This window comes from Tabrizicola sp. M-4, assembly GCF_051132405.1.
In the GTDB taxonomy this organism is placed as follows: Bacteria; Pseudomonadota; Alphaproteobacteria; order Rhodobacterales; family Rhodobacteraceae; genus Paragemmobacter.
In genome coordinates this window covers 2,733,510-2,751,425 of the sequence record NZ_CP128606.1, presented here as the reverse complement: position 1 = coordinate 2,751,425, position 17,916 = coordinate 2,733,510, and the positions used below count along the sequence as shown (strand labels likewise).

General features: G+C 67.1%; 14 protein-coding genes and 1 pseudogene. 11 read left to right on the top strand and 4 right to left on the bottom strand.

Annotated elements, in window-relative coordinates; all coding sequences use genetic code 11:
- Nucleotides 1-60 precede the first annotated feature (60 nt).
- Both TabM4_RS13420 and TabM4_RS13415 read left to right on the top strand, forming a co-directional pair.
- Nucleotides 61-846, top strand: a complete 786-nt coding sequence (locus TabM4_RS13420) for a rhomboid family intramembrane serine protease (protein WP_434613195.1) — start codon at nucleotides 61-63, stop codon at nucleotides 844-846.
- 166 nt (nucleotides 847-1,012) lie between these two features.
- A complete protein-coding gene (locus TabM4_RS13415) occupies nucleotides 1,013-3,817 on the top strand; it encodes a putative Ig domain-containing protein (RefSeq protein ID WP_434613192.1) in 2,805 nt (934 codons plus the stop codon).
- A 40-nt stretch (nucleotides 3,818-3,857) separates the two neighbouring features.
- On the opposite strand, the gene TabM4_RS13410 is transcribed toward TabM4_RS13415, so the two are convergent.
- Entirely contained in the window at nucleotides 3,858-4,646 is a 789-nt protein-coding gene (locus TabM4_RS13410) for an inositol monophosphatase family protein (RefSeq protein WP_434613189.1), read from the bottom strand.
- Between the two features lie 146 nt (nucleotides 4,647-4,792).
- On the opposite strand from TabM4_RS13410, the gene TabM4_RS13405 reads away from it, so the two are divergent.
- The 3 genes from TabM4_RS13405 (at nucleotide 4,793) to TabM4_RS13395 (ending at nucleotide 8,188) form a co-directional block, all read left to right on the top strand.
- A complete protein-coding gene (locus tag TabM4_RS13405; RefSeq protein WP_434613186.1) occupies nucleotides 4,793-6,370 on the top strand; it encodes a hypothetical protein in 1,578 nt (525 codons plus the stop codon).
- 376 nt (nucleotides 6,371-6,746) lie between these two features.
- Nucleotides 6,747-7,946 (top strand): GTP-binding protein, encoded by a 1,200-nt coding sequence (locus TabM4_RS13400; protein ID WP_434613183.1) that lies wholly within the window; start codon nucleotides 6,747-6,749, stop codon nucleotides 7,944-7,946.
- Nucleotides 7,943-8,188, top strand: a complete 246-nt coding sequence (locus tag TabM4_RS13395; protein WP_434613181.1) for a DUF6525 family protein — start codon at nucleotides 7,943-7,945, stop codon at nucleotides 8,186-8,188. The genes TabM4_RS13400 and TabM4_RS13395 overlap by 4 nt, the downstream gene beginning before the upstream one ends.
- 105 nt (nucleotides 8,189-8,293) lie before the next feature.
- Here the strand turns inward: TabM4_RS13395 and TabM4_RS13390 are convergent, their stop codons facing one another.
- Complete coding sequence (locus tag TabM4_RS13390; RefSeq protein ID WP_434613178.1) at nucleotides 8,294-9,199, bottom strand: LysR substrate-binding domain-containing protein; 906 nt, start codon at nucleotides 9,197-9,199, stop codon at nucleotides 8,294-8,296.
- A gap of 96 nt (nucleotides 9,200-9,295) precedes the next feature.
- Between TabM4_RS13390 and metF the strand changes: the two genes are divergently transcribed.
- From metF to TabM4_RS13365, 5 genes are all read left to right on the top strand, one after another.
- The gene (metF, locus tag TabM4_RS13385) at nucleotides 9,296-10,162 is read left to right on the top strand and encodes a methylenetetrahydrofolate reductase [NAD(P)H] (RefSeq protein WP_434613175.1); all 867 of its coding nucleotides are present in this window, start codon (nucleotides 9,296-9,298) and stop codon (nucleotides 10,160-10,162) included.
- A gap of 357 nt (nucleotides 10,163-10,519) precedes the next feature.
- Entirely contained in the window at nucleotides 10,520-10,960 is a 441-nt protein-coding gene (gene aroQ / locus TabM4_RS13380) for a type II 3-dehydroquinate dehydratase (RefSeq protein ID WP_434613172.1), read from the top strand.
- Nucleotides 10,957-11,724, top strand: a complete 768-nt coding sequence (locus TabM4_RS13375; protein WP_434613169.1) for an aldolase/citrate lyase family protein — start codon at nucleotides 10,957-10,959, stop codon at nucleotides 11,722-11,724. Before aroQ ends, TabM4_RS13375 begins: the two co-directional genes overlap by 4 nt.
- Nucleotides 11,725-11,730: 6 nt before the next feature.
- Nucleotides 11,731-12,972 (top strand): AMP-binding protein, encoded by a 1,242-nt coding sequence (locus tag TabM4_RS13370; protein WP_434613166.1) that lies wholly within the window; start codon nucleotides 11,731-11,733, stop codon nucleotides 12,970-12,972.
- Nucleotides 12,973-13,048: 76 nt separating this feature from the next.
- The gene (locus tag TabM4_RS13365) at nucleotides 13,049-14,155 is read left to right on the top strand and encodes a thiolase family protein (protein ID WP_434613163.1); all 1,107 of its coding nucleotides are present in this window, start codon (nucleotides 13,049-13,051) and stop codon (nucleotides 14,153-14,155) included.
- Nucleotides 14,156-14,190: 35 nt separating this feature from the next.
- Here the strand turns inward: TabM4_RS13365 and TabM4_RS13360 are convergent, their stop codons facing one another.
- Nucleotides 14,191-14,853, bottom strand: a complete 663-nt coding sequence (locus TabM4_RS13360; protein ID WP_434613160.1) for an RraA family protein — start codon at nucleotides 14,851-14,853, stop codon at nucleotides 14,191-14,193.
- Nucleotides 14,844-16,016: pseudogene (locus TabM4_RS13355) on the bottom strand (PLP-dependent aminotransferase family protein). Before TabM4_RS13355 ends, TabM4_RS13360 begins: the two are co-directional and overlap by 10 nt.
- A 304-nt stretch (nucleotides 16,017-16,320) precedes the next feature.
- Between TabM4_RS13355 and murD the strand changes: the two are divergent.
- Entirely contained in the window at nucleotides 16,321-17,742 is a 1,422-nt protein-coding gene (murD, locus tag TabM4_RS13350) for a UDP-N-acetylmuramoyl-L-alanine--D-glutamate ligase (protein ID WP_434613157.1), read from the top strand.
- Nucleotides 17,743-17,916 lie beyond the last annotated feature (174 nt).

Here is a 17,916-nt window from a genome sequence, read left to right as displayed (position 1 = left end):
CCGCAATCGCGGAGCGCTTCCCCGCTTGACGGCTGCGGGCGGCTGCGGGACGGTGGCGGCATGATCCCGATACGCGACCACAACCCGTCGGGGCGGACGCCCTTCGTGACATTCGCCTTGATCGCGGCGAATGTCCTTGTCTTTGTGCTTTATTGGCTGGCGTTGCCGTCAGAGACGGCGCTGGGACGGTTCTTCATGGAATTCGGCCTTGTGCCTGCGCGGATTTCCTATGGCGAGGGCTATGGCACCTTCCTGACCTCCATGTTCCTGCATGGGGGCTGGATGCATCTGCTGGGCAACATGCTGTTCCTGTGGATCTTCGGGGACAACATGGAAGAGGAGATGGGACATCTCGGCTTCCTGATGTTCTACCTTGCTTCCGGCGTGGCGGCGGCATTGGCGCAATATCTGGCCGAGCCGGGGTCCATGATCCCGATGGTCGGGGCCTCGGGCGCGATTGCGGGGGTGATGGGGGGATATCTTATGATGTTCCCGCGGGCGCGGGTGGATGTGTTCTTCTTTTTCGTGGTTTTCTTCCGGGTGATCCCGATCCCGGCCTTCATCGTGCTGGGCGTCTGGTTCGCCATCCAGCTGGGCAGCGGCTGGGCAACGCCGGCCGATCAGGGCGGCGTGGCTTACTGGGCCCATGCGGGCGGATTTATCGCCGGTTTGGCGATGAGCCTGCCCCTGTGGCTGCGCCGGGGCGGGGCGGAGTTCTGGAGCCGCACCCACGGGGTGCCGCCGCATCCGGTGGCGGATTACGCGGCGGTGCGGTCCCGTATTCCGAAGGTGAAGCGGGGTGACCCGCGGCCGGGGCGCGATGCTGGCAGGGGGCCCTGGGGCTAGGTCGCGGTGGTTTTCTTGCCGCAGGGGCGGGGCTGCGTTATCGTGACATGGTAAACGGCGCGTCAGGCCGATGATCCCCACGTCTCTGACTAGACGGCGGGCCATGTGATGGATCAGCAGTGATCGGGTTGCTGCGCCTTGTGGATTTAAAGAGTGAGGTTTCGTGATGCCGACTGCCCTTCCCCCCGCCGCACCTGTCCTGTCGATCGCCCCCCAACCTGCGGTTCTGGCGCGGGCGGATGCCGGTCTTCTTGCTTTGCCGGATTTCTCTATTCAGGCGCTGTCAGACGGCGGCTTTGCGGTGGTTTCCGTCTTTGGAAATGTGCTCTTTCAGCGCTTCAACAGTAACGGCGAGCCAGTTTTCAATTGGCGTGGCGTGGTGCCGGAGAATGTTGTCGATCTTGCTGATGGCCTGTTCATCGGCTCGAACGCCAACGCGACACTGACCGAGCTGAGCGATGGTCGCATCGCGATCGCCTATGAGATGGTGGAAGCTATCCTGACACCGGAGAGAAGCGTCGCTGGATACCACCGGGACAGCTATGTTCAAATCATCGACGCCAACGGCACGCCTGTCGGAGGCCGGATCGCCCTTGGCACATCGACCACGGACGACGAGATTGAGCCGCATATCCGCGCCACGCCGGATGGTGGCTTTGTTGTGGTCTGGAACCGGGTGGACCCGCAGCGGGATTTCGATGTCGTCATCCAGCGTTTCGATGCGCAGGGTGCCCCCTTGGGCGAGGCGGCCTTGGTGGGCAGTCCTGACTTGCGCGTCGCGCCGGTTGTCGAGGTCTTGGCGGATGGGCGGGTGATTGCCGTCTGGCTTGTGGCGGGCGGGTCGGGCTTTACTCCGGTGGCGCAGATATTCGGCGCTGACGGGCAACCGGATGGGTCTGCCTTCACGGTCGGCGTGCCGGGCGTGGTTCCAGAGCCGGACGACATGTGGAATGCATCGGTTTTGCCCCGTGACGACGGCGGATTTGTCATCGCATGGGTCGCGAGTTATCCGGCGACAGGGCGGGACATCGTCATCCAGCACTTCGATGCCGCGGGCGAGGCGGTGGGTCAATCTGTCCGGCTGGATACAGGATCGGCTGCGGATCAACTGAACCCCGAGGTGGTGGCGCTGCCGGATGGTGGTTATCTGGTCGTCTGGTCGCAAGGAAACACAGTCCGGGGACAGCGTTTCGAGGCGGATGGCGACTTTGTGGGAGGCGTGTTCCAACTTGCGGGCAACCTCAGCATACCCGACATGGTGCCGCAATCGCCCATCGCGGTGCTGACGGATGGCACAATCGTTCTGGGCGGCGCTGCGCCGACATCTGGCGATATCGGATCGCTTCTGCTGCTGCGGCTGGAGGTGATCGGGGCGGAGGATGACAGCGCGATCGGGAATGTCCTGCTTGTGGAGACCGGATCGGTGGAGGCGGGCAACCGGCTGGATATCGTCCTTTCGGGCCATCCTGCCGGGGCGACCTTCAGCATGGGGGTCGCGCAGGCCGATGGCACATGGCTTTTGTCCTCGGTCGAGGGGATGGACCTTGCCGGGCTGACGATGACGCCGCCCGAGAATTGGAACGGGACCTTCACGCTGACGGCGCGGGGGATCGTGACCGATGTGGAAACCGGGTTGACGGCGGAACGGGTGGTGACGGGGACCGTGCGTGTGCAGGCGGTGAACGATGTGCCCGAGGTGGTGGACGCCCTGCCGGATGTGACCCGGTCGCTGCTTCCGCGCGAGATTGCGGCTGGCATCTCGCTGGATCTGGGATCGGGGTTTTCCGATGCGGCGGATCCGGATGACAGCCTGACCTTTTCGGCGCGCCTGGCGGATGGCTCGGCGCTGCCCGACTGGATGCAGATCGATCCGGTGACGGGGCGACTGACGGGGCGGCCTGTGGCGGGCGATCAGGGTGTGTTCGACATCATCGTGACGGCGGAGGATGGGGCTGGGGCCAGCGCGGAGGACCAGTTCACGCTGACCTTGGGCTTTGCCACGAATACGGCGGGGCAGATCCAGCTATCCGGGCTGGACGGGCAGGGCCGTCTGGTGGAGGGGCAGACGGTGACGGCCGCGTTGGTCGATCCGGATGCGCCGACCGCGGTGTCCTATCAGTTCATCCTGACGGGGCGGGGCGGGCAGGTGGTGGTTCGCAATTCGGTGGATGGGAGCTTTACCCCCGGTTTCGACATGCATGACTTCGATGTGGATGTGCGTGTGATATATGCAGATGAATTCGGTGATCATCTGCTGCGCCGCGATCTGGGGCTGGTGTCGGATGCCAGCGTCGTGACCCTGACCGAGTGGCGGGACATCGTTTCCTTTGCGGATGCTGGAACAAATGTGGTGCGGGGCGATGCAGCGACGCTTTCTCTTGTGGACAGCATTCGCGGGGGCGCGGGGCAGGACACGCTGGTCATCGAAGGCGACGGGCTGCTCTCTCTGAACGGGGTGCAGCTTTTGGGCGGACGGATCGGGAAGGGCATGCTGCTGCTGCGGCAGTTCGAGCATGTAGATGCCTCGGGCTATACGGGTCCCGACGGGCTTGTCCTTGGTGGTAACGCTGGGAATTCCTGGCTGCGGGGCGGGGCCGGGGATGACCGCCTCGTCGGGCTGCGCGGACAGGACACGCTTACGGGTGGCTGCGGGGCGGATGTCTTTGTCTTCCGTCCCGTGGACGTGCGGACGGATGGCAGTGGTGCGACCGATCTGGTAACCGATTTCGAGACGGGCGTCGATCGCATCGGGCTGCGTGCCATCGATGCCAACGTCGGCACGGCGGGCAACGCGGCCTTTCTCTGGGCCGGTGAAAGCACGGATGCGGTGGCGCATTCGGTCACTTGGTATCGCGACGCGGGGCGCGGGAGCGTCTTCGTGCAGATGGATGTCAATGGCGACAGCGCGGCCGATCTGGTTATCGAACTGGCCGGTGTCGCCGCGCTGGCGCAGGGGGATGTGCTTCTTTAAGGGTCCATAGCCCAGATAGTGACGGGGCCATGCGGGCCCGTCACTCGCCGCGGATGATCTTGCGGAAGGGTTCGAAGAGCGGTTCGTTGCCGCAGATGACTGCGCCCTTCACAAGCGGTTCGTCGCCATCGCGGATGGCCGATACGAAACCGCCCGCTTCCTTCACCAGAAGGATGCCCGCCGCGATGTCCCAAGCCTTAAGTTCGCGTTCCCAATAGCCGTCATAGCGGCCCGCCGCCACATAGGCGAGGTCGAGCGAGGCCGCGCCCCAGCGGCGGACACCGGCGCAGGCTGGCATCAGGCGGGCAAGGTCCTGCAGGGTGGCGGGGAGGGTGGATTTCGCGCCGAAGGGCACGCCGGTGGCAAACACTGCTTCGTGCATCTCGCGTCGGCCCGACACGCGCATGCGGCGGTCGTTCATCCAGGCGCCGGCGCCCTTTTCGGCCCAGAAAAGCTCGTCCTTCGCCGCGTCATAGACCACGGCCGAGACGATTTCGCCCTTGTGTTCCAGCGCGATGGATACCGCCCAATGCGGCATGCCGTGCAGGAAGTTGGTGGTCCCGTCCAGCGGATCGACGATCCAGCGGCGTGTCGGGTCCTGTCCGTCCTCTTCTCCCGTCTCCTCGCCCAGCCAGCCATAGGTGGGCCGGGCGCCCATGAGTTCTTCCTTGATCAGACGCTCGGCCTCGCGGTCGGCCTTAGACACGAAGTCGCCGGGCCCCTTGGAGGAGACCTGAAGGTTCTCGACCTCGCGGAAGTCCTTGACGAGCGCGCGGCCTGCCTTGCGTGCGGCCTTGATCATCAGGTTGAGGTTCGCGCTGCCTTGCATGGGCGGGCTCCGGGTTTTGGGATCAAGACGGGGGCATTACACGGGGGAGGTCCGGAAGGAAAGGGGGTGCGGAAAAGGGCTTGGGGAAAGCGCGCTGGGACGATAGCTTGTTTCACGTGTTTTTCGAGTGACAGGGGTTCTTAGTCATGGCGATTCTGACGCTTACCAATGCAGCCGATACGCAATCCGTCTGGCTGCCGGATCTTTTCCAGTACGATATCGAGGATCCGAACGTGTCTATTCAGGGCACGGCCTCGCCGACATCGGTGACATTGGCCACCCAGACCTATGCGGGGCCGGTGCTGATCACGGTGACGGGCACGGGGTTCACCTATTTCGACGATGGCAGCGACGAGCCGGCATGGCCCCTTTCAGGCAACGTGCAGTCCATCATGCTTGCGGTGGAGGGCGTGACATGGATGACGGTGACGGGGCTTTCGCTGGAACTGACGGATCTCGATCACTTCGTCTTCGGCTGGTTCCGGTTCGGCCAGTATCGGCCGGGGAACGGCTTTGACGTCTTTTCCCTGATGCTGGCCGGGAATGACACGATCTATGGATCGGACAATGGGGATGACATCATCGGCGGACGCAACACCGGCAATGACGTCATCCATGCCGGGGCAGGGTCCGACTTCATCAAGGCGGATGCAGGGAATGACACGATCTTCGGCGGGGCGGATCAGGATACCTATTCGCTGGCGGAGACGTTCTTCGATGGAACGGCCTTTCGGGGGGCCAATGTCAATCTGGCGACAGGCGTTGCGATCGACAGTTGGGGCGGGACGGACAGCCTGCAGTCGATCGAAGAGGTGCTCGGGTCGCGCATGGCGGATCGCTTTACCGGATCGGGAAATGACGAATGGTTCAGCGGGTTGCGGGGCAATGACACGATCGCCGGTGGCGGCGGCGGGTTCGACATCGTCCGCCATGACCGCGACCTGGAGTTCGGCGGCCAATTGGCCGTCGTGGTGAACCTTGCGCTAGGCCGGGCGACAGATGGCTGGGGGAATACCGACCGGCTGTCGGGGATCGAGGGTGCCATCGGCACTGCGGGAAACGACACCTTCATCGGGGATGCGTTCGACAACTACTTCGCCGGGGCGCAGGGGGTGGATGTGTTCCGCGGTGGCGAGGGCCGTGATGCGGTTGATTTCTACATGGATTTCCAGAGCATGGGGGCGGTGGTGAACATGGCGCGCGTCTCCGGGCAGGTGCGTAATGACGGGCATGGAAATATCGAGACGCTTGTCAGCATCGAGGATCTTTGGGGGACGCGGTTCGGTGACGCCTTCACCGGGAACGGCGTGGACAACTTCCTGTTCGGAGATGCGGGCAATGACACGCTCGTGGGAGGGGCCGGCAATGACACGCTGGAAGGCGGCGCTGGGTTCGACCGGTTGACCGGTGGTCTGGGGGCGGACAGTTTCCGCTTTTCCAACCGCTTTTCGGACGACGCGCCATGGGGTGACACGATCACCGATTTCGTCAGCGGGACGGACCGGTTGATGTTCGATACGGCGGATTTCGCGGGCATGGATGCCAACCTTCGGTTCCGGAACGGAAATTCGGCAGGGACTGCGGGCGAGTCTTGGTTCTATTTCAACAGCGCGGATCGGCGGCTGTATTGGGACGCCGACGGGCAGGGAGGGGCGGCGGCCATCGTCGTGGCGACCCTGACCGGGGTGACGTCGCTGGCGGCGTCGGACTTCGATCTGAACTGAACGACAGCCGTGGAGAGAGGGAGGGAAGGGCCCTGTGCCATCCCTTCCTGCATCCTGCGGAGCTGCGGTGCTTGCGTGAAGGCGGGGCCGGGGGCGCGTGTTTGGCCGATGGCGGGTCAGGGGCGCAAGTGTCTGCGGGCACTGCGTAAATTTCCGAAGCCCGGCGCTTTCGGGGGGGCAGGGGGCCGTGCCGGAAACTGTGCCGCAAACTGTGCATACGCGCGGTGTCGTCCCAGAGGGTTAACCATTCGTCCGACCGGGTGAGTCGTCAGGCCCCTCGGCCAAGGTACCTTGGCCGCAGGGCCTGCTCCGGGGGGCTGGACTTCCGGACGGATTTGCGCGAAATAAGTTATATTATAACATTACGGAGTTGCCCATGCCCGCCGCCGATCCCCGCCTGCCCGTCACCGTGCTGTCCGGCTTCCTCGGGGCCGGGAAGACCACGCTTCTGTCGCATGTCCTGAACAACCGGCAGGGGCTGCGGGTCGCGGTGATCGTCAATGACATGGCGGAGGTGAATATCGACGCCGACCTGATCCGCGCGGGGGCGGAGTTGCATCAGGCGGAGGAGAAACTGGTCGAGATGACCAATGGCTGCATTTGCTGCACCCTGCGCGATGACCTGTTGTCGGAGGTGCGGAAACTGGCCGAGGCAGGTCGCTTCGACCATCTGCTGATCGAATCGAGCGGGATTTCCGAACCCCTCCCCGTCGCCGCGACCTTCGACTTCCGCGATGCGGAAGGGGTGAGCCTGTCGGATGTGGCGCGGCTGGATACGATGGTGACGGTGGTCGATGCGGTGAACCTGCTGCGTGACTTTTCCAGCCACGATTTCCTGGCAGTGCGGGTGGAGGTGCCGGAGGGGGACGGGCGGACGCTGGTCAACCTGCTGGTGGAGCAGATCGAGTTTTCGAATGTGGTCGTGCTGAACAAGGTGAGTGATGCGGGGGCGGAGAGGGTGGATGCGGCGCGCAAGATCATCGCGGCGCTGAACCCGGATGCGCGGGTGATCGAGGTGGATCGGGGCGCAGTGGAATTGGGCGCGGTGATGGGGACGGGGCTGTTCGATTTCGACCGCGCGGCGGAGCATCCGCTTTGGGCAAAGGAGTTGTACGGGTTCGCCTCGCATGTGCCGGAGAGCGAGGAATACGGGATCGAGAGTTTCGTTTTTCGCGCGCGTCGGCCGTTCGATCCGGCGCGGGTGCATGAGGTGCTGAATGGCGACCTTCCGGGGGTGATCCGGGCGAAGGGGCATTTCTGGCTGGCGACGCGGCCGGATTGGGCGGCGGAGTTTTCGCTGGCCGGGGCGGTGAGTTCGGTCGCGCCGCTGGGGCGTTGGTGGGCGGCGGTGCCGCAGGCGCGCTGGCCCAAGGGGGGCGAGGGTTTGGCATCGGTGCAGGCGGTCTGGTCGGAGCCGTGGGGGGACCGGCGGCAGGAGATCGTGTTCATCGGGCATGGGATGGATCGGAGGGCAATCGAGGCGGCGCTGGAGGGGGCCTTGGTCAAGGCGGAGGAGTTCGCGCCTTGGGATTGGGAGGGGATGGCGGATCCCTTCCCGCTGTGGAGGGCGGCATGAGGAACCTGCGGTCCCCGATGGCGCGGTGGCGGGCGGGGTGCCCAATGGCGGCGCATGACGCGCTGCCTGCGCCGCTGCGGCTGTGGCTGAAGGAGGCGGCGCTGCCGTGGTCGGCGGTGAGCGCGCGGCGGGTCTGGGAGCGGGAGGTGCGGCGGTCGGGGGTGGAGGGGGCCCTGCGGCGGCTGGCAGAGGTGGAGGCGGCGACGCTTGCGCGGGAGCGGGGGCGGGGAGGCGAAATCTGACGCAGATTTCGCGACGATTTCTGCACGCAGAAATCGGGGTCTAGCCGACGCATGGGGCCGGAATTTGGGTCAAATTCCGGCGCGGTTTTTGCGTCAAAAACCGCTTCAGCCGCGTTGGAGTTTGACCGGCTCGGTGCGGCCGAGACGGAGGAAATGCGCCATGAAGGGTTTGGCGGCATCCTCTTGCCGCGTGGCGGCGTAGAGGCGGCGGGTGATGGTCTTAGGGCCCAAGGGCCGCGTGACGTAATCGGCATTGCTGCGGATGTCGCGCAGGACCCAGTCGGGCAGGACGGAGACGCCGCGGTTCGATCCGACCAGCATCAGGATGACGGCGGTCAGTTCGACGGGGCGCTGGCCGCGGGGTTCGATCTTGGCGGGGGTCAGGAGTTCGGTGAAGACGTCCAGCTTGTCGCGGGAGACGGGGTAGGTGATGAGGATTTCGTCGCGGAAATCCTCGGCCCCGATCCAGTCTTTCGAGGCCAGCGGGTGGTCCTTGGAGGCTACGAAGGTGGGGTGGTAATCGAAGAGCGGGTTGTAGACGACCCCGTCGAGGCGGAGCGGGTCGGAGGAGATCACGAGGTCCACTTCCTCGCGCAGGAGGGCCGGGATGGCGTCGAAGGCCAGCCCTGCGCGGATGTCGACGTCCACCTCGGGCCAGGCGTGGCGGAATTGTTCGAGGACGGGGAAGAGCCAGTCGAAGCAGGCGTGGCATTCGATGGCGATGTGCAGGCGGCCCGTCTTGCCGGATTTGAGGGCGCGGAATTCCTCTTCCAGCGCGTCGATTTCGGGGAGGATTCTTTCCGCCAGTTTCAGCATGCGCAGGCCCGCCGCCGAAAGGCGCATGGGTTTGGAGCGGCGGACGAAGAGTTCGATGCCCGCCTGATCCTCCAGCCCCTTCACCTGATGGGAGAGGGCGGATTGCGTCATGTTCAGGATTTCGGCGGCGCGGGCGAGGCCGCCCGCCTGATGGATCGCGCGGATGGTGCGGAGGTGGCGGAATTCGAGATGCATGGTTATGCGGCAGATTCATGTTGATGATGAGTATTATGAATTTGTCTCACATGAGCCGATATGGGACAAGGGGGCATCAAAGGATGAGGTGTTTCCATGTCGACCCCGCGCATCAGCTTCGAATTCTTCCCGCCGCAGACGCTGGATGCGTCCTTCCGGCTGTGGGAGACGGTGCAGATGCTGGCGCCGCTGAAGCCGTCCTTCGTGTCGGTGACCTATGGCGCGGGCGGCACCACGCGGAAGCTGACGCATGAGGCGGTCGGGGCGATCGGGCGGAATTACGGGCTGAACGTGGCGGCGCATCTGACCTGCGTCGATGCGACGAAGGCCGAGACTTTGGAGATCGCGGAGGCCTATGCGGCGGCGGGTGTGACGGAGATCGTGGCGCTGCGCGGCGATGCGCCGAAGGGCGTGGAGCGGTTCACGGCGCATCCGGAAGGGTTTGCGTCCAGCGTCGAGCTGGTGGAGGCGCTGGCGAAGACGGGGAAGTTCAAGATCCGCGTTGGCGCCTATCCGGAGCCGCATCCGGATGCCGGGTTTGCGGGGGCAGATGTGGAGCATCTGAAGCGCAAGGTGGATGCCGGGGCGTCGAGCGCGATCACGCAGTTCTTCTTCAATGCGGATACGTATTTCCGGTTCCGCGATGCCTGCGTGAAGGCGGGGGTGAACGTGCCGATCATTCCGGGCATCCTGCCGATCATTTCGTGGGAGGGGGCGAAGAAATTCGCCGCCCGCTGTGGGGCGCATGTGCCTGCCGCGCTGGACGAGGCCTTCCGGGTGGCGGCGCGGGACGGGCGGGAGGATCTGCTGGCGCTGACGCATTGCTCCACCCTCTGCGCGCGGTTGATCGAGGGGGGCGTGGAGGACCTGCATTTCTATACGCTGAACCGGCCGCATCTGACGCAGGCGGTGGTGCGCGCGCTGGGCATCACGCCGGAAGTGGCGCTGGAGAAGGTGGCGTAAGGGTTTGACGGAACTTCTCTGTCCCCAGAGGAGTGGCTGACTGGGCGTCCGTTCCTGATCCGGCCTGCCATCCCGCACGGCTCCCGTGGGGTGGTGGGGCGGGTCGCCTTTTGGAGCGGACGCCCGTTTTTGGCTGCTTGGTGGCGGGCGGGGGAAAATTCTTCATGCGAAGAATTTTGGGGCGCGCGGCGCGCGCCCGGTCGCGATGCGGGGGCGCGTTCGGCGGGAAATGGCCGGGGCGGGGGGGAAATCCTTCGGAGAAGGATTTTCGGGCCCTGAGCGCGGACGGCCATGGTTGCGGCGGGGCGGGGGCGCGATTAACGTCGCGCGCGACAGCCTTCGCAAGGACAGCGCATCGTGGCAAAGCCCATCTTCATCCTGAACGGCCCCAATCTGAACCTTCTGGGGATGCGGCAGCCCGAGATCTACGGGCGCGAGACGCTGGAGGACGTGGCCGATGCCTGCGCTGCGCTGGCCGAGGATCTGGGTCTTTCGATCCGCTTCCACCAGTCGAACCATGAGGGGCAGATCATCGATTGGATCCATGCCGCGCGGGGCGAGGGGGCGGGGATCGTGATCAATCCCGGCGCCTTCACTCATACGTCGGTGGCCATCCTCGATGCGTTGAACGCCTTCGACGGGCCGGTGCTGGAGGTGCATATCTCCAACGTCCACAAGCGCGAGGCCTTCCGGCACCATTCCTATGTGAGCCTGCGGGCGGAAGGGGTGATCGCGGGGTTCGGGACGGAAGGCTATCTGCTGGCGCTGCGGCGGATGAAGACGCTGGTGACGAAATGATGCTGCCGCAGAACAGGTTCAAGCGCGCGCTGAAGGATGGGCGGCAACAGATCGGGCTGTGGAATTCCATTCCCGGTTCGCTGGTGACGGAATTGCTGGCGACCTGCGGCTATGACTGGGTGGTGATCGACACCGAACATGCGGTGACCGATGTGCCCGACACGCTGCCGATGATGCAGGCGATGGCGCCCTATCGGACGCAGGCGGTGGTGCGGCCTGCGTCGAATGACGTGGTGCTGATCAAGCGGCTTCTGGACCTTGGCGCGCAGACTCTGCTGATCCCCTATGTGCAATCGGCGGAGGAGGCGCGGGCGGCGGTGGCCGCGATGCGCTATGCGCCGCGCGGCATCAGGGGCGTGGCCGGGATGACGCGGGCCTCGGTCTTTGGGCAGGTGGCGGGGTATCACCTGCGGGCGGAAGAGGAATTGTGCCTGCTGGTGCAGGTGGAAACCGCCGAGGCCCTGACGCGAATCCCCGAGATCGCGGCGGTGGACGGGGTGGATGGGCTGTTCATCGGGCCGGCCGACCTTGCCGCCAGCATGGGCCATCCGGGCAATAGCGGCCATCCCGATGTGGCGGCGGCCATCGAAGGTGCCATCCGGGCCATCGTGGCGGCGGGCAAGCCTGCGGGCATCCTGACCCCGGACCCGGATTTCGCGCGGCGCTGCATGGAATGGGGGACGACCTTCACGGCGGTGGGGATGGACATTTCCTTGCTGGCGCAGGCGGCGCGGGGCCTTTCGGCGCGGTTCCGGCCGGAGTAGCGGCCCATGGTGCAGGGCGCGGCGCGGCGGGTGGCGATACCGGACAGGTTCCGCTGGCATCCCGAGGCGCGGATCGTCGGGCCGGATGGGGCGGAGGTGCGGCCTGTTGCCGAGGTGCCGGGCGCGGTGATCCCGTCTGCGCCCTGCGGGGTGGCGGTTGCGGCGGCGCTGGCGCGGGGGGCGGCGGGGCTGCCCTTTCGGGTGGGAGGCGAGGATATGCCTGCGCCCGAAGCGGGGCGGCGGCCTGTCTTCGAGACGTTGACATCGGGATCGACGGGGGCGCCGCGCCGCATCCGGCGCAGCCAGCGCAGTTGGTGCGCGAGTTTCGCGGTGAATGCGGGGCTGTTCGGGATCGGGCCGGGGGTACGCGTCGCTGTGCCGGGGCGCATGGTGCATTCGCTGTCGCTTTACGGGGCTTTGGAAGGGGCCTGTCTGGGGGCGGAGGTGCATCTTCTGGCGGGGCTGCGCCCGGATGCGCAGGTGGCGGCCTTGCGGGCGCGGGAGGTGGCGGTTCTCTATGCGACGCCTGCGCAATTGCGGCTGATGGTGGAGGCGGGGGCTGCGTCGCTTCCGGCGCTGCGGCGGGTGATCGTGGGGGGATCGAAGCTGGATGCGGTGCTGCGCGCGGCCTTGGGGGCCATCGCGCCGGGGGCGGAGGTGCGGGAATTCTATGGCGCGGCGGAGGCCTCTTTCGTGACGCTGACCGATGCGACCTGTGCCGAGGGGAGCGTGGGGCGGCCCTATCCCGGCGTCAGGCTGGAGATCCGGTCGCCGGGCGGCGTGGTGCTGGGGCAGGGTGGCGTGGGCGAGATCTGGGTGAAGTCGCCATACCTGTGCGACCGCTATGCCGGGAGGCGGGGGATGCCCGCGCTGCGGCAGGGGGGGTGGTTGTCGGTGGGCGAGATGGGCTGGATGGAGCGGGGGGAGCTGTATCTGGCGGGGCGGGTGGGGCGGATGGTGACGGTGGCCGACCAGAACGTCTTTCCTGAGGAGATCGAGGCTTTTCTGGCGGGGTTGCCGGGGGTGCGGCGGGTGGCGGTGCTGCCCAAGGCGGACCTGATGCGCGGACATGTGCTGGTGGCGGTGATGCTGGGCGATGCGGGGCGCGAGGCGGAGATCCTGCGCGCGGCGCGGCAGCAGCTGGGGCCGTTGAAGGCGCCGAAGGCGGTGATCTGGCGGGCGGATTGGCCGGAACTGGCCAGCGGCAAGACGGATCTGACGCGGATCGCGGCGGAGGCGGGGTTGTGAGGGGCTGTGTTATGGAAGGCCGGGGGCGCGCGCGCGTGGCGGCGTCTTTTGGGTATTTGGGCCGAGACGAAGGGGCATGTGTTCCGCCCAAGAACCGGGGGGCGGGATGGGCGTCTATCTGATCGGGGGGAAGCGGACGGCGGTGGTGCCGCGCGGGGGGGGCTTTCGGGACCTGTCGCTGGAGGCATTGGGCGCGCCGGTCGTGGTGGCCCTGCTGGAGGCGGCGGGGATCGCGCCGGGGCAGGTGGATGAGGTCGTGCTGGCCAATGCCATCGGGCCGGGCGGGAACCCGGCGCGGCGGGTGGCGCTGGCGGCGGGGCTGCCGGAGCGGGTGGCGGGACTTTCGGTGGATCGGCAATGCGCGGGGGGGCTGGATGCGGTGCTGCTGGCGGCGGCGCTGATCGGCGCGGGGATGGCGGAGGTGGTGGTCGCGGGCGGGGTGGAGAGCCATTCGCAAAGGCCCGAGCGGCGGATGCCGGGGGCAGCGGCCCCCTATGACGCCGCACCCTTCACCCCGTGGCCGGAGCGCGACCCGGACATGGCGGCGGCGGCGGATGCGCTGGGGCGGCGGCTGGGGATATCGCGGGCGCGGGCGGAGGATTGGGCGGTGGCGAGCCATCGCAAGGCGCGGGCGGCGGATATGGGCGGCGAGGTCGTGCCGGTGGCGGGCGTGGGGCGGGATGCCTTTGCGCGCAACCTGACCCCTGCGCTGGCGGCGCGGGCGAAGGTGGTGGCGGGCGATGTGACGGCGGCCACGGCGGCGGTGGCGGCGGATGCGGCGGCCTTTGTCCTTGTGGTGTCGGAGCGGGTGGCGGCGGGGGCCGGGCGGGCCTGCCGTCTGGCGGGCGGGGCGACGCGGGGATCGGTGCCTTGGGAGCCGGGGTTAGCGCCGCTGGTCGCGATGCGGGAGGTGATGGGGCGGGCGGGGATCGGGCCGGGGGACCTGGCGCTGGCGGAGGTGATGGAGGCCTATGCGGTGCAGGCCATCGCCTGTGTGGAAGGGGCGGGGTTGGACCCTTTGCGGGTGAACCGGAAGGGGGGGGCGCTGGCGCGGGGGCATCCCATCGGGGCCTCGGGCGCGGTGCTGGCGGTTCGGGCCTTCCATGATCTGGAGGCGGGATCGGGGCTCTGTGCGATTGCCGCCGCCGGGGGGATCGGGACGGCGCTGCTGTTGGAGCGGTAGGGGCGATATTTCTGCGAAAAATCGGGCTGACGGTGTCAGCGGCGGAAGGGGGCGGGAAGGCCGAAGGCCTGCGCTGCGGTGCCGTCGCGCAGGGCGCGGGTCCAGGTATCCTCCAGCGCGAGTTTGGCGCGGGCGGGGGCGAGGCCTGCGACCCATGTTTCGGGCGGGAGGCAGACGAGGCCGTCATCATCGCCGAGGATCAGGTCGCCGGGATGGATGAGGGTGCCTGCGAAGGTGACGGGGCCGTTGACGCCGCCTTCGGTGGCGCCGGTGGGGCCGCGTGGGGTGATGTGGCGGGCGAAGGCGGCGAAATCGTCCCATTGGCCGATCGTGCCCGTGTCGCGGATCGCGCCGTCGACGATGACGCCCGATGCGCCCTTGGCGCGCAGATGGCTCGAGAGGATGTCGCCGATCATCGCGTGGTCGCGGTGGCCGCGCGCGGCGATGACGAGGACATGGCCGGGACCCGTGAGGTCGAGCGCGTGGAGGACGGCGCCGAAATCGGGGGCGAGGCACTCCACCGTGACGGCGCGGCCCATGAGGCGGGGTTGCTGCCCTGCCGGGCGCAGGGGGCGGATGTCCGGGTCGATCTGGCGTGCGCCGGGGACGGTGTCGATGGCGATGGCCGTGGGGATTGTGGCCCAGTCGGACAGGTCAGGTGCGGGAGGGAGGGTCGCGCTGTGCAGGGTCACGGGCATGCGAGGTGGTCCTTCAGGCAGTGGCCGAGGGCGGCGATCCCGGCGCGGATGCGGTCTTCGGATTGGGCGGAGAAGTTGATGCGGGCGTGGTTCGGTTGCTGGGCGGTGGCAAAGAACGTGCCACCGGGGACATAGGCCACCCGCGCCTTGGGAAGGGCGTGGTCGCGCAGGAAGGCGGCGGCGTCGAAGCCTTGCGGGAAGCGCGCCCATGTGAAGAGGCCGCCTTGCGGATCGGTCACGGTCACATCTTGCGGGAAGTGCTGGCGGATCGCGTCGAGCATCACCGCTTTCTTGCGGGCATAGGCGGTGCGGAGGGTGGCGACATGGGACCAGATATCGTGCCGTTCGAGGAAGAGGGAGGTCGCGGCCATGTTGAGGGTGGAGGTTTGCGTATCGGCCGCGACCTTGAGGAGGGACAGTTTTTCAAGGAGCGGTGGCGCGGCGATGGCTCAGCCGAGGCGGAGGGCGGGGACGAGGATCTTGGAGAAACTGCCCAGATGGATGACGCGGCCTTGGGTATCGAGCGATTTCAGGGTGGGCAGCGGGTCGCCTGCAAAGCGGATGTGGCGATAGGGGGTGTCTTCCAGCACGATGATGTCATGCTGGTTGGCAAGGTCGATCAGGCGCTGGCGGCGGGGCAGGGAGAGCGTGGCGCCGGTCGGGTTCTGGAAATCGGGGACGGTGTAGAGGAGGCGGGCGGAGGGGGTGGCGCGCAGCGTGGCCTCCAGCGCGTCCATGTCCATGCCATCGGCATCCATCGGGATGGCGGCATAGCGGGGCTGGGCCGGGGCGAAGGCGATGAGCGCGCCGAGGAAGGTGGGGTCCTCCACCAAGATCATGTCGCCGGGGTTCACCAGCATCTTGGCCGCGAAATCAAGGCCCTGCTGGGAGCCTTGCAGGATGAGGACATCTTCGGGCGCGGTGGGGGTGCCGTCCTGCGTCATCAGCGCGGCGATCTGGGCGCGGAGTTTGGGCAGGCCGTCTGAGGGGGCGTATTGCAGCGGATCGCCGGAGGGATCGGCGAGGACGTCGCGGAAGACGCCCTGAAGGAGGTCGCGCGGGAAGAGCGTGGCATCGGGATAGCCGCCGCCGAAGGAGAGGATGGAGGGATCTGCGCCGAGCGCGAGGAGGTCGCGGATGGCGGAGGGGCGGACCTGTTCCATCCGTTGGGCGAAGGGGGAAAGGGTGTTCGGCATGGGGGCAGGAGATACCTTAACGGGGCGGCGCGCAAGCGGGGCCTGTCGCGAAGCGGAGCGCGCCTGCGCGCGCGGGTTTTTCAGGTCGCCTGCGCGGCCTGCGCCGCTTGGCTCCGCCGGGGTTTCACCCCTGACGGCGGGTGTCTGAGGCGGGGCTTAGACGACGCGCGGCAGAAGGGGGTATTTGGGCCGAGACGAAGGGAGGCGGTGGGGTTTTCCTTCGGGCCGGATTCTCCTATCCCATGGGGGAGGATTTGGCGGAGGTGGTGCGATGATCCCGGTTCAGGGCGTGCAGGGGCGGAAGGTGGCGGTGCTGGGGCTGGGGCGGTCGGGCCTTGCCACGGCGCGGGCCTTGCGGGCCGGGGGGGCGGAGGCGCTGCTGTGGGATGACAGCCCGGAGGCGCGGGGCAAGGCCGAGGCGGAAGGGTTCGCCACCGTCGACCTGACGCGGCAGGGGGCCTTTGAGGGGGTGGCGGTTCTGGTGGTTTCGCCCGGGATTCCGCACCTTTACCCGGCACCGCATAAGGTGATCGCGCGGGCGATGGAGGCGGGGGTGCCGGTGGATAATGACATCGGGCTGTTCTTCCGGAGTTTTGCGACGAAGGAGTGGGACGGGTTCGATCAGGTGCCGCGCGTGGTGGCTGTGACGGGGTCGAACGGGAAATCCACGACGACCGCTCTGATCCGGCACATTCTGGACGAGGCGGGGCGGCCGGTGCAGATGGCGGGCAACATCGGGCGGGGGGTGCTGGACCTTGACCCCGCGCGGGATGGCGAGGTGGTGGTGCTGGAACTGTCGTCTTACCAGACGGAGCTGGCGCGTGCCTTGACCCCGGATGTGGCTGTTTTCACGAACCTTTCGCCCGATCATCTGGACCGGCATGGCGGGATGGGGGGCTATTTCGCAGCCAAGCGGCGGCTGTTTGCGGAAGGCGGGCCGGATCGCGCCGTGATCGGGGTGGACGAGGTGGAGGGGCGGTTTCTGGCGGACCAGTTGGCGGCGGGGGCGGCGGATGACAGGGTGATCCGGGTGTCTTCGGGAACCAAGCTGGAAGGGTTCGGCTGGGCGGTCTTCGCGCGGAAGGGGTTTCTGGCGGAGTGGCGCAAGGGGCGGCAGGTGGCGGCGATAGACCTGCGAGAAATCAAGGGCTTGCCCGGCGCACACAACCATCAGAACGCCTGCGCGGCCTATGCGGCCTGCCGGACGCTGGGCCTTGGGCCGAAGGAGATCGAGGCGGCGCTGCGGTCTTTTGCGGGGTTGCCGCATCGCAGCCAGTTGGTGGGAGAGCGGGGCGGCGTGCGCTTTGTCAATGACAGCAAGGCCACGAATGTGGATTCGGCGGCCAAGGCCCTGCAAGCCTTTGAGAAGATACGCTGGATTGCCGGGGGGATGGGCAAGGAGGGCGGGATCGTCGCCTTGCAGCCGCTGCTGGGATCAGTGGTGAAAGCCTATCTGATCGGGCACTCGGCACGGGATTTCGCCTTGCAGATCGGGGACTTGCCGCATGAGATCTGCGAGACGATGGAGCGCGCCGTCGCCCGCGCCGCCGAGGAGGCGCAGGCGGGGGAGGTGGTGCTGCTGGCGCCCGCGGCGGCGAGTTTCGACCAGTATCCGAACTTCGAGAAACGGGGGGAGGATTTCATGGCGCGGGTCGCGGCGGTGCTGGGGCAAGTTGCTGCGGACGCTGGATGAATTCCGCCGTTTCGCGGCTTTTGGCCGTGCCGCGCGCCGTGCCGCAAACTGTGCGGCAAACTGTACGTACGCGCGCTGTCTACACGGGGCGTTAAGGTTAACGGAGATGTGGTGAGTCGTCGGAGGCGGGGCCTATCGTCTGGGTCTGCGTCTGGGTTTGCGGTTCGGGTCAGG

Excerpts from the sequence above, each read along its gene's own strand:
- TabM4_RS13390 (WP_434613178.1), bottom strand. The coding sequence starts at position 9,199 with ATGCATCTCGAATTCCGCCACCTCCGCACCATCCGCGCGATCCATCAG.
- TabM4_RS13415 (WP_434613192.1), top strand. The coding sequence starts at position 1,013 with ATGCCGACTGCCCTTCCCCCCGCCGCACCTGTCCTGTCGATCGCCCCC.
- murD (WP_434613157.1), top strand. The coding sequence starts at position 16,321 with ATGATCCCGGTTCAGGGCGTGCAGGGGCGGAAGGTGGCGGTGCTGGGG.
- TabM4_RS13395 (WP_434613181.1), top strand. The coding sequence starts at position 7,943 with ATGAGGAACCTGCGGTCCCCGATGGCGCGGTGGCGGGCGGGGTGCCCA.
- TabM4_RS13420 (WP_434613195.1), top strand. The coding sequence starts at position 61 with ATGATCCCGATACGCGACCACAACCCGTCGGGGCGGACGCCCTTCGTG.
- metF (WP_434613175.1), top strand. The coding sequence starts at position 9,296 with ATGTCGACCCCGCGCATCAGCTTCGAATTCTTCCCGCCGCAGACGCTG.
- TabM4_RS13410 (WP_434613189.1), bottom strand. The coding sequence starts at position 4,646 with ATGCAAGGCAGCGCGAACCTCAACCTGATGATCAAGGCCGCACGCAAG.
- TabM4_RS13370 (WP_434613166.1), top strand. The coding sequence starts at position 11,731 with ATGGTGCAGGGCGCGGCGCGGCGGGTGGCGATACCGGACAGGTTCCGC.
- TabM4_RS13375 (WP_434613169.1), top strand. The coding sequence starts at position 10,957 with ATGATGCTGCCGCAGAACAGGTTCAAGCGCGCGCTGAAGGATGGGCGG.
- TabM4_RS13360 (WP_434613160.1), bottom strand. The coding sequence starts at position 14,853 with ATGCCCGTGACCCTGCACAGCGCGACCCTCCCTCCCGCACCTGACCTG.
- TabM4_RS13405 (WP_434613186.1), top strand. The coding sequence starts at position 4,793 with ATGGCGATTCTGACGCTTACCAATGCAGCCGATACGCAATCCGTCTGG.
- TabM4_RS13400 (WP_434613183.1), top strand. The coding sequence starts at position 6,747 with ATGCCCGCCGCCGATCCCCGCCTGCCCGTCACCGTGCTGTCCGGCTTC.
- TabM4_RS13365 (WP_434613163.1), top strand. The coding sequence starts at position 13,049 with ATGTGTTCCGCCCAAGAACCGGGGGGCGGGATGGGCGTCTATCTGATC.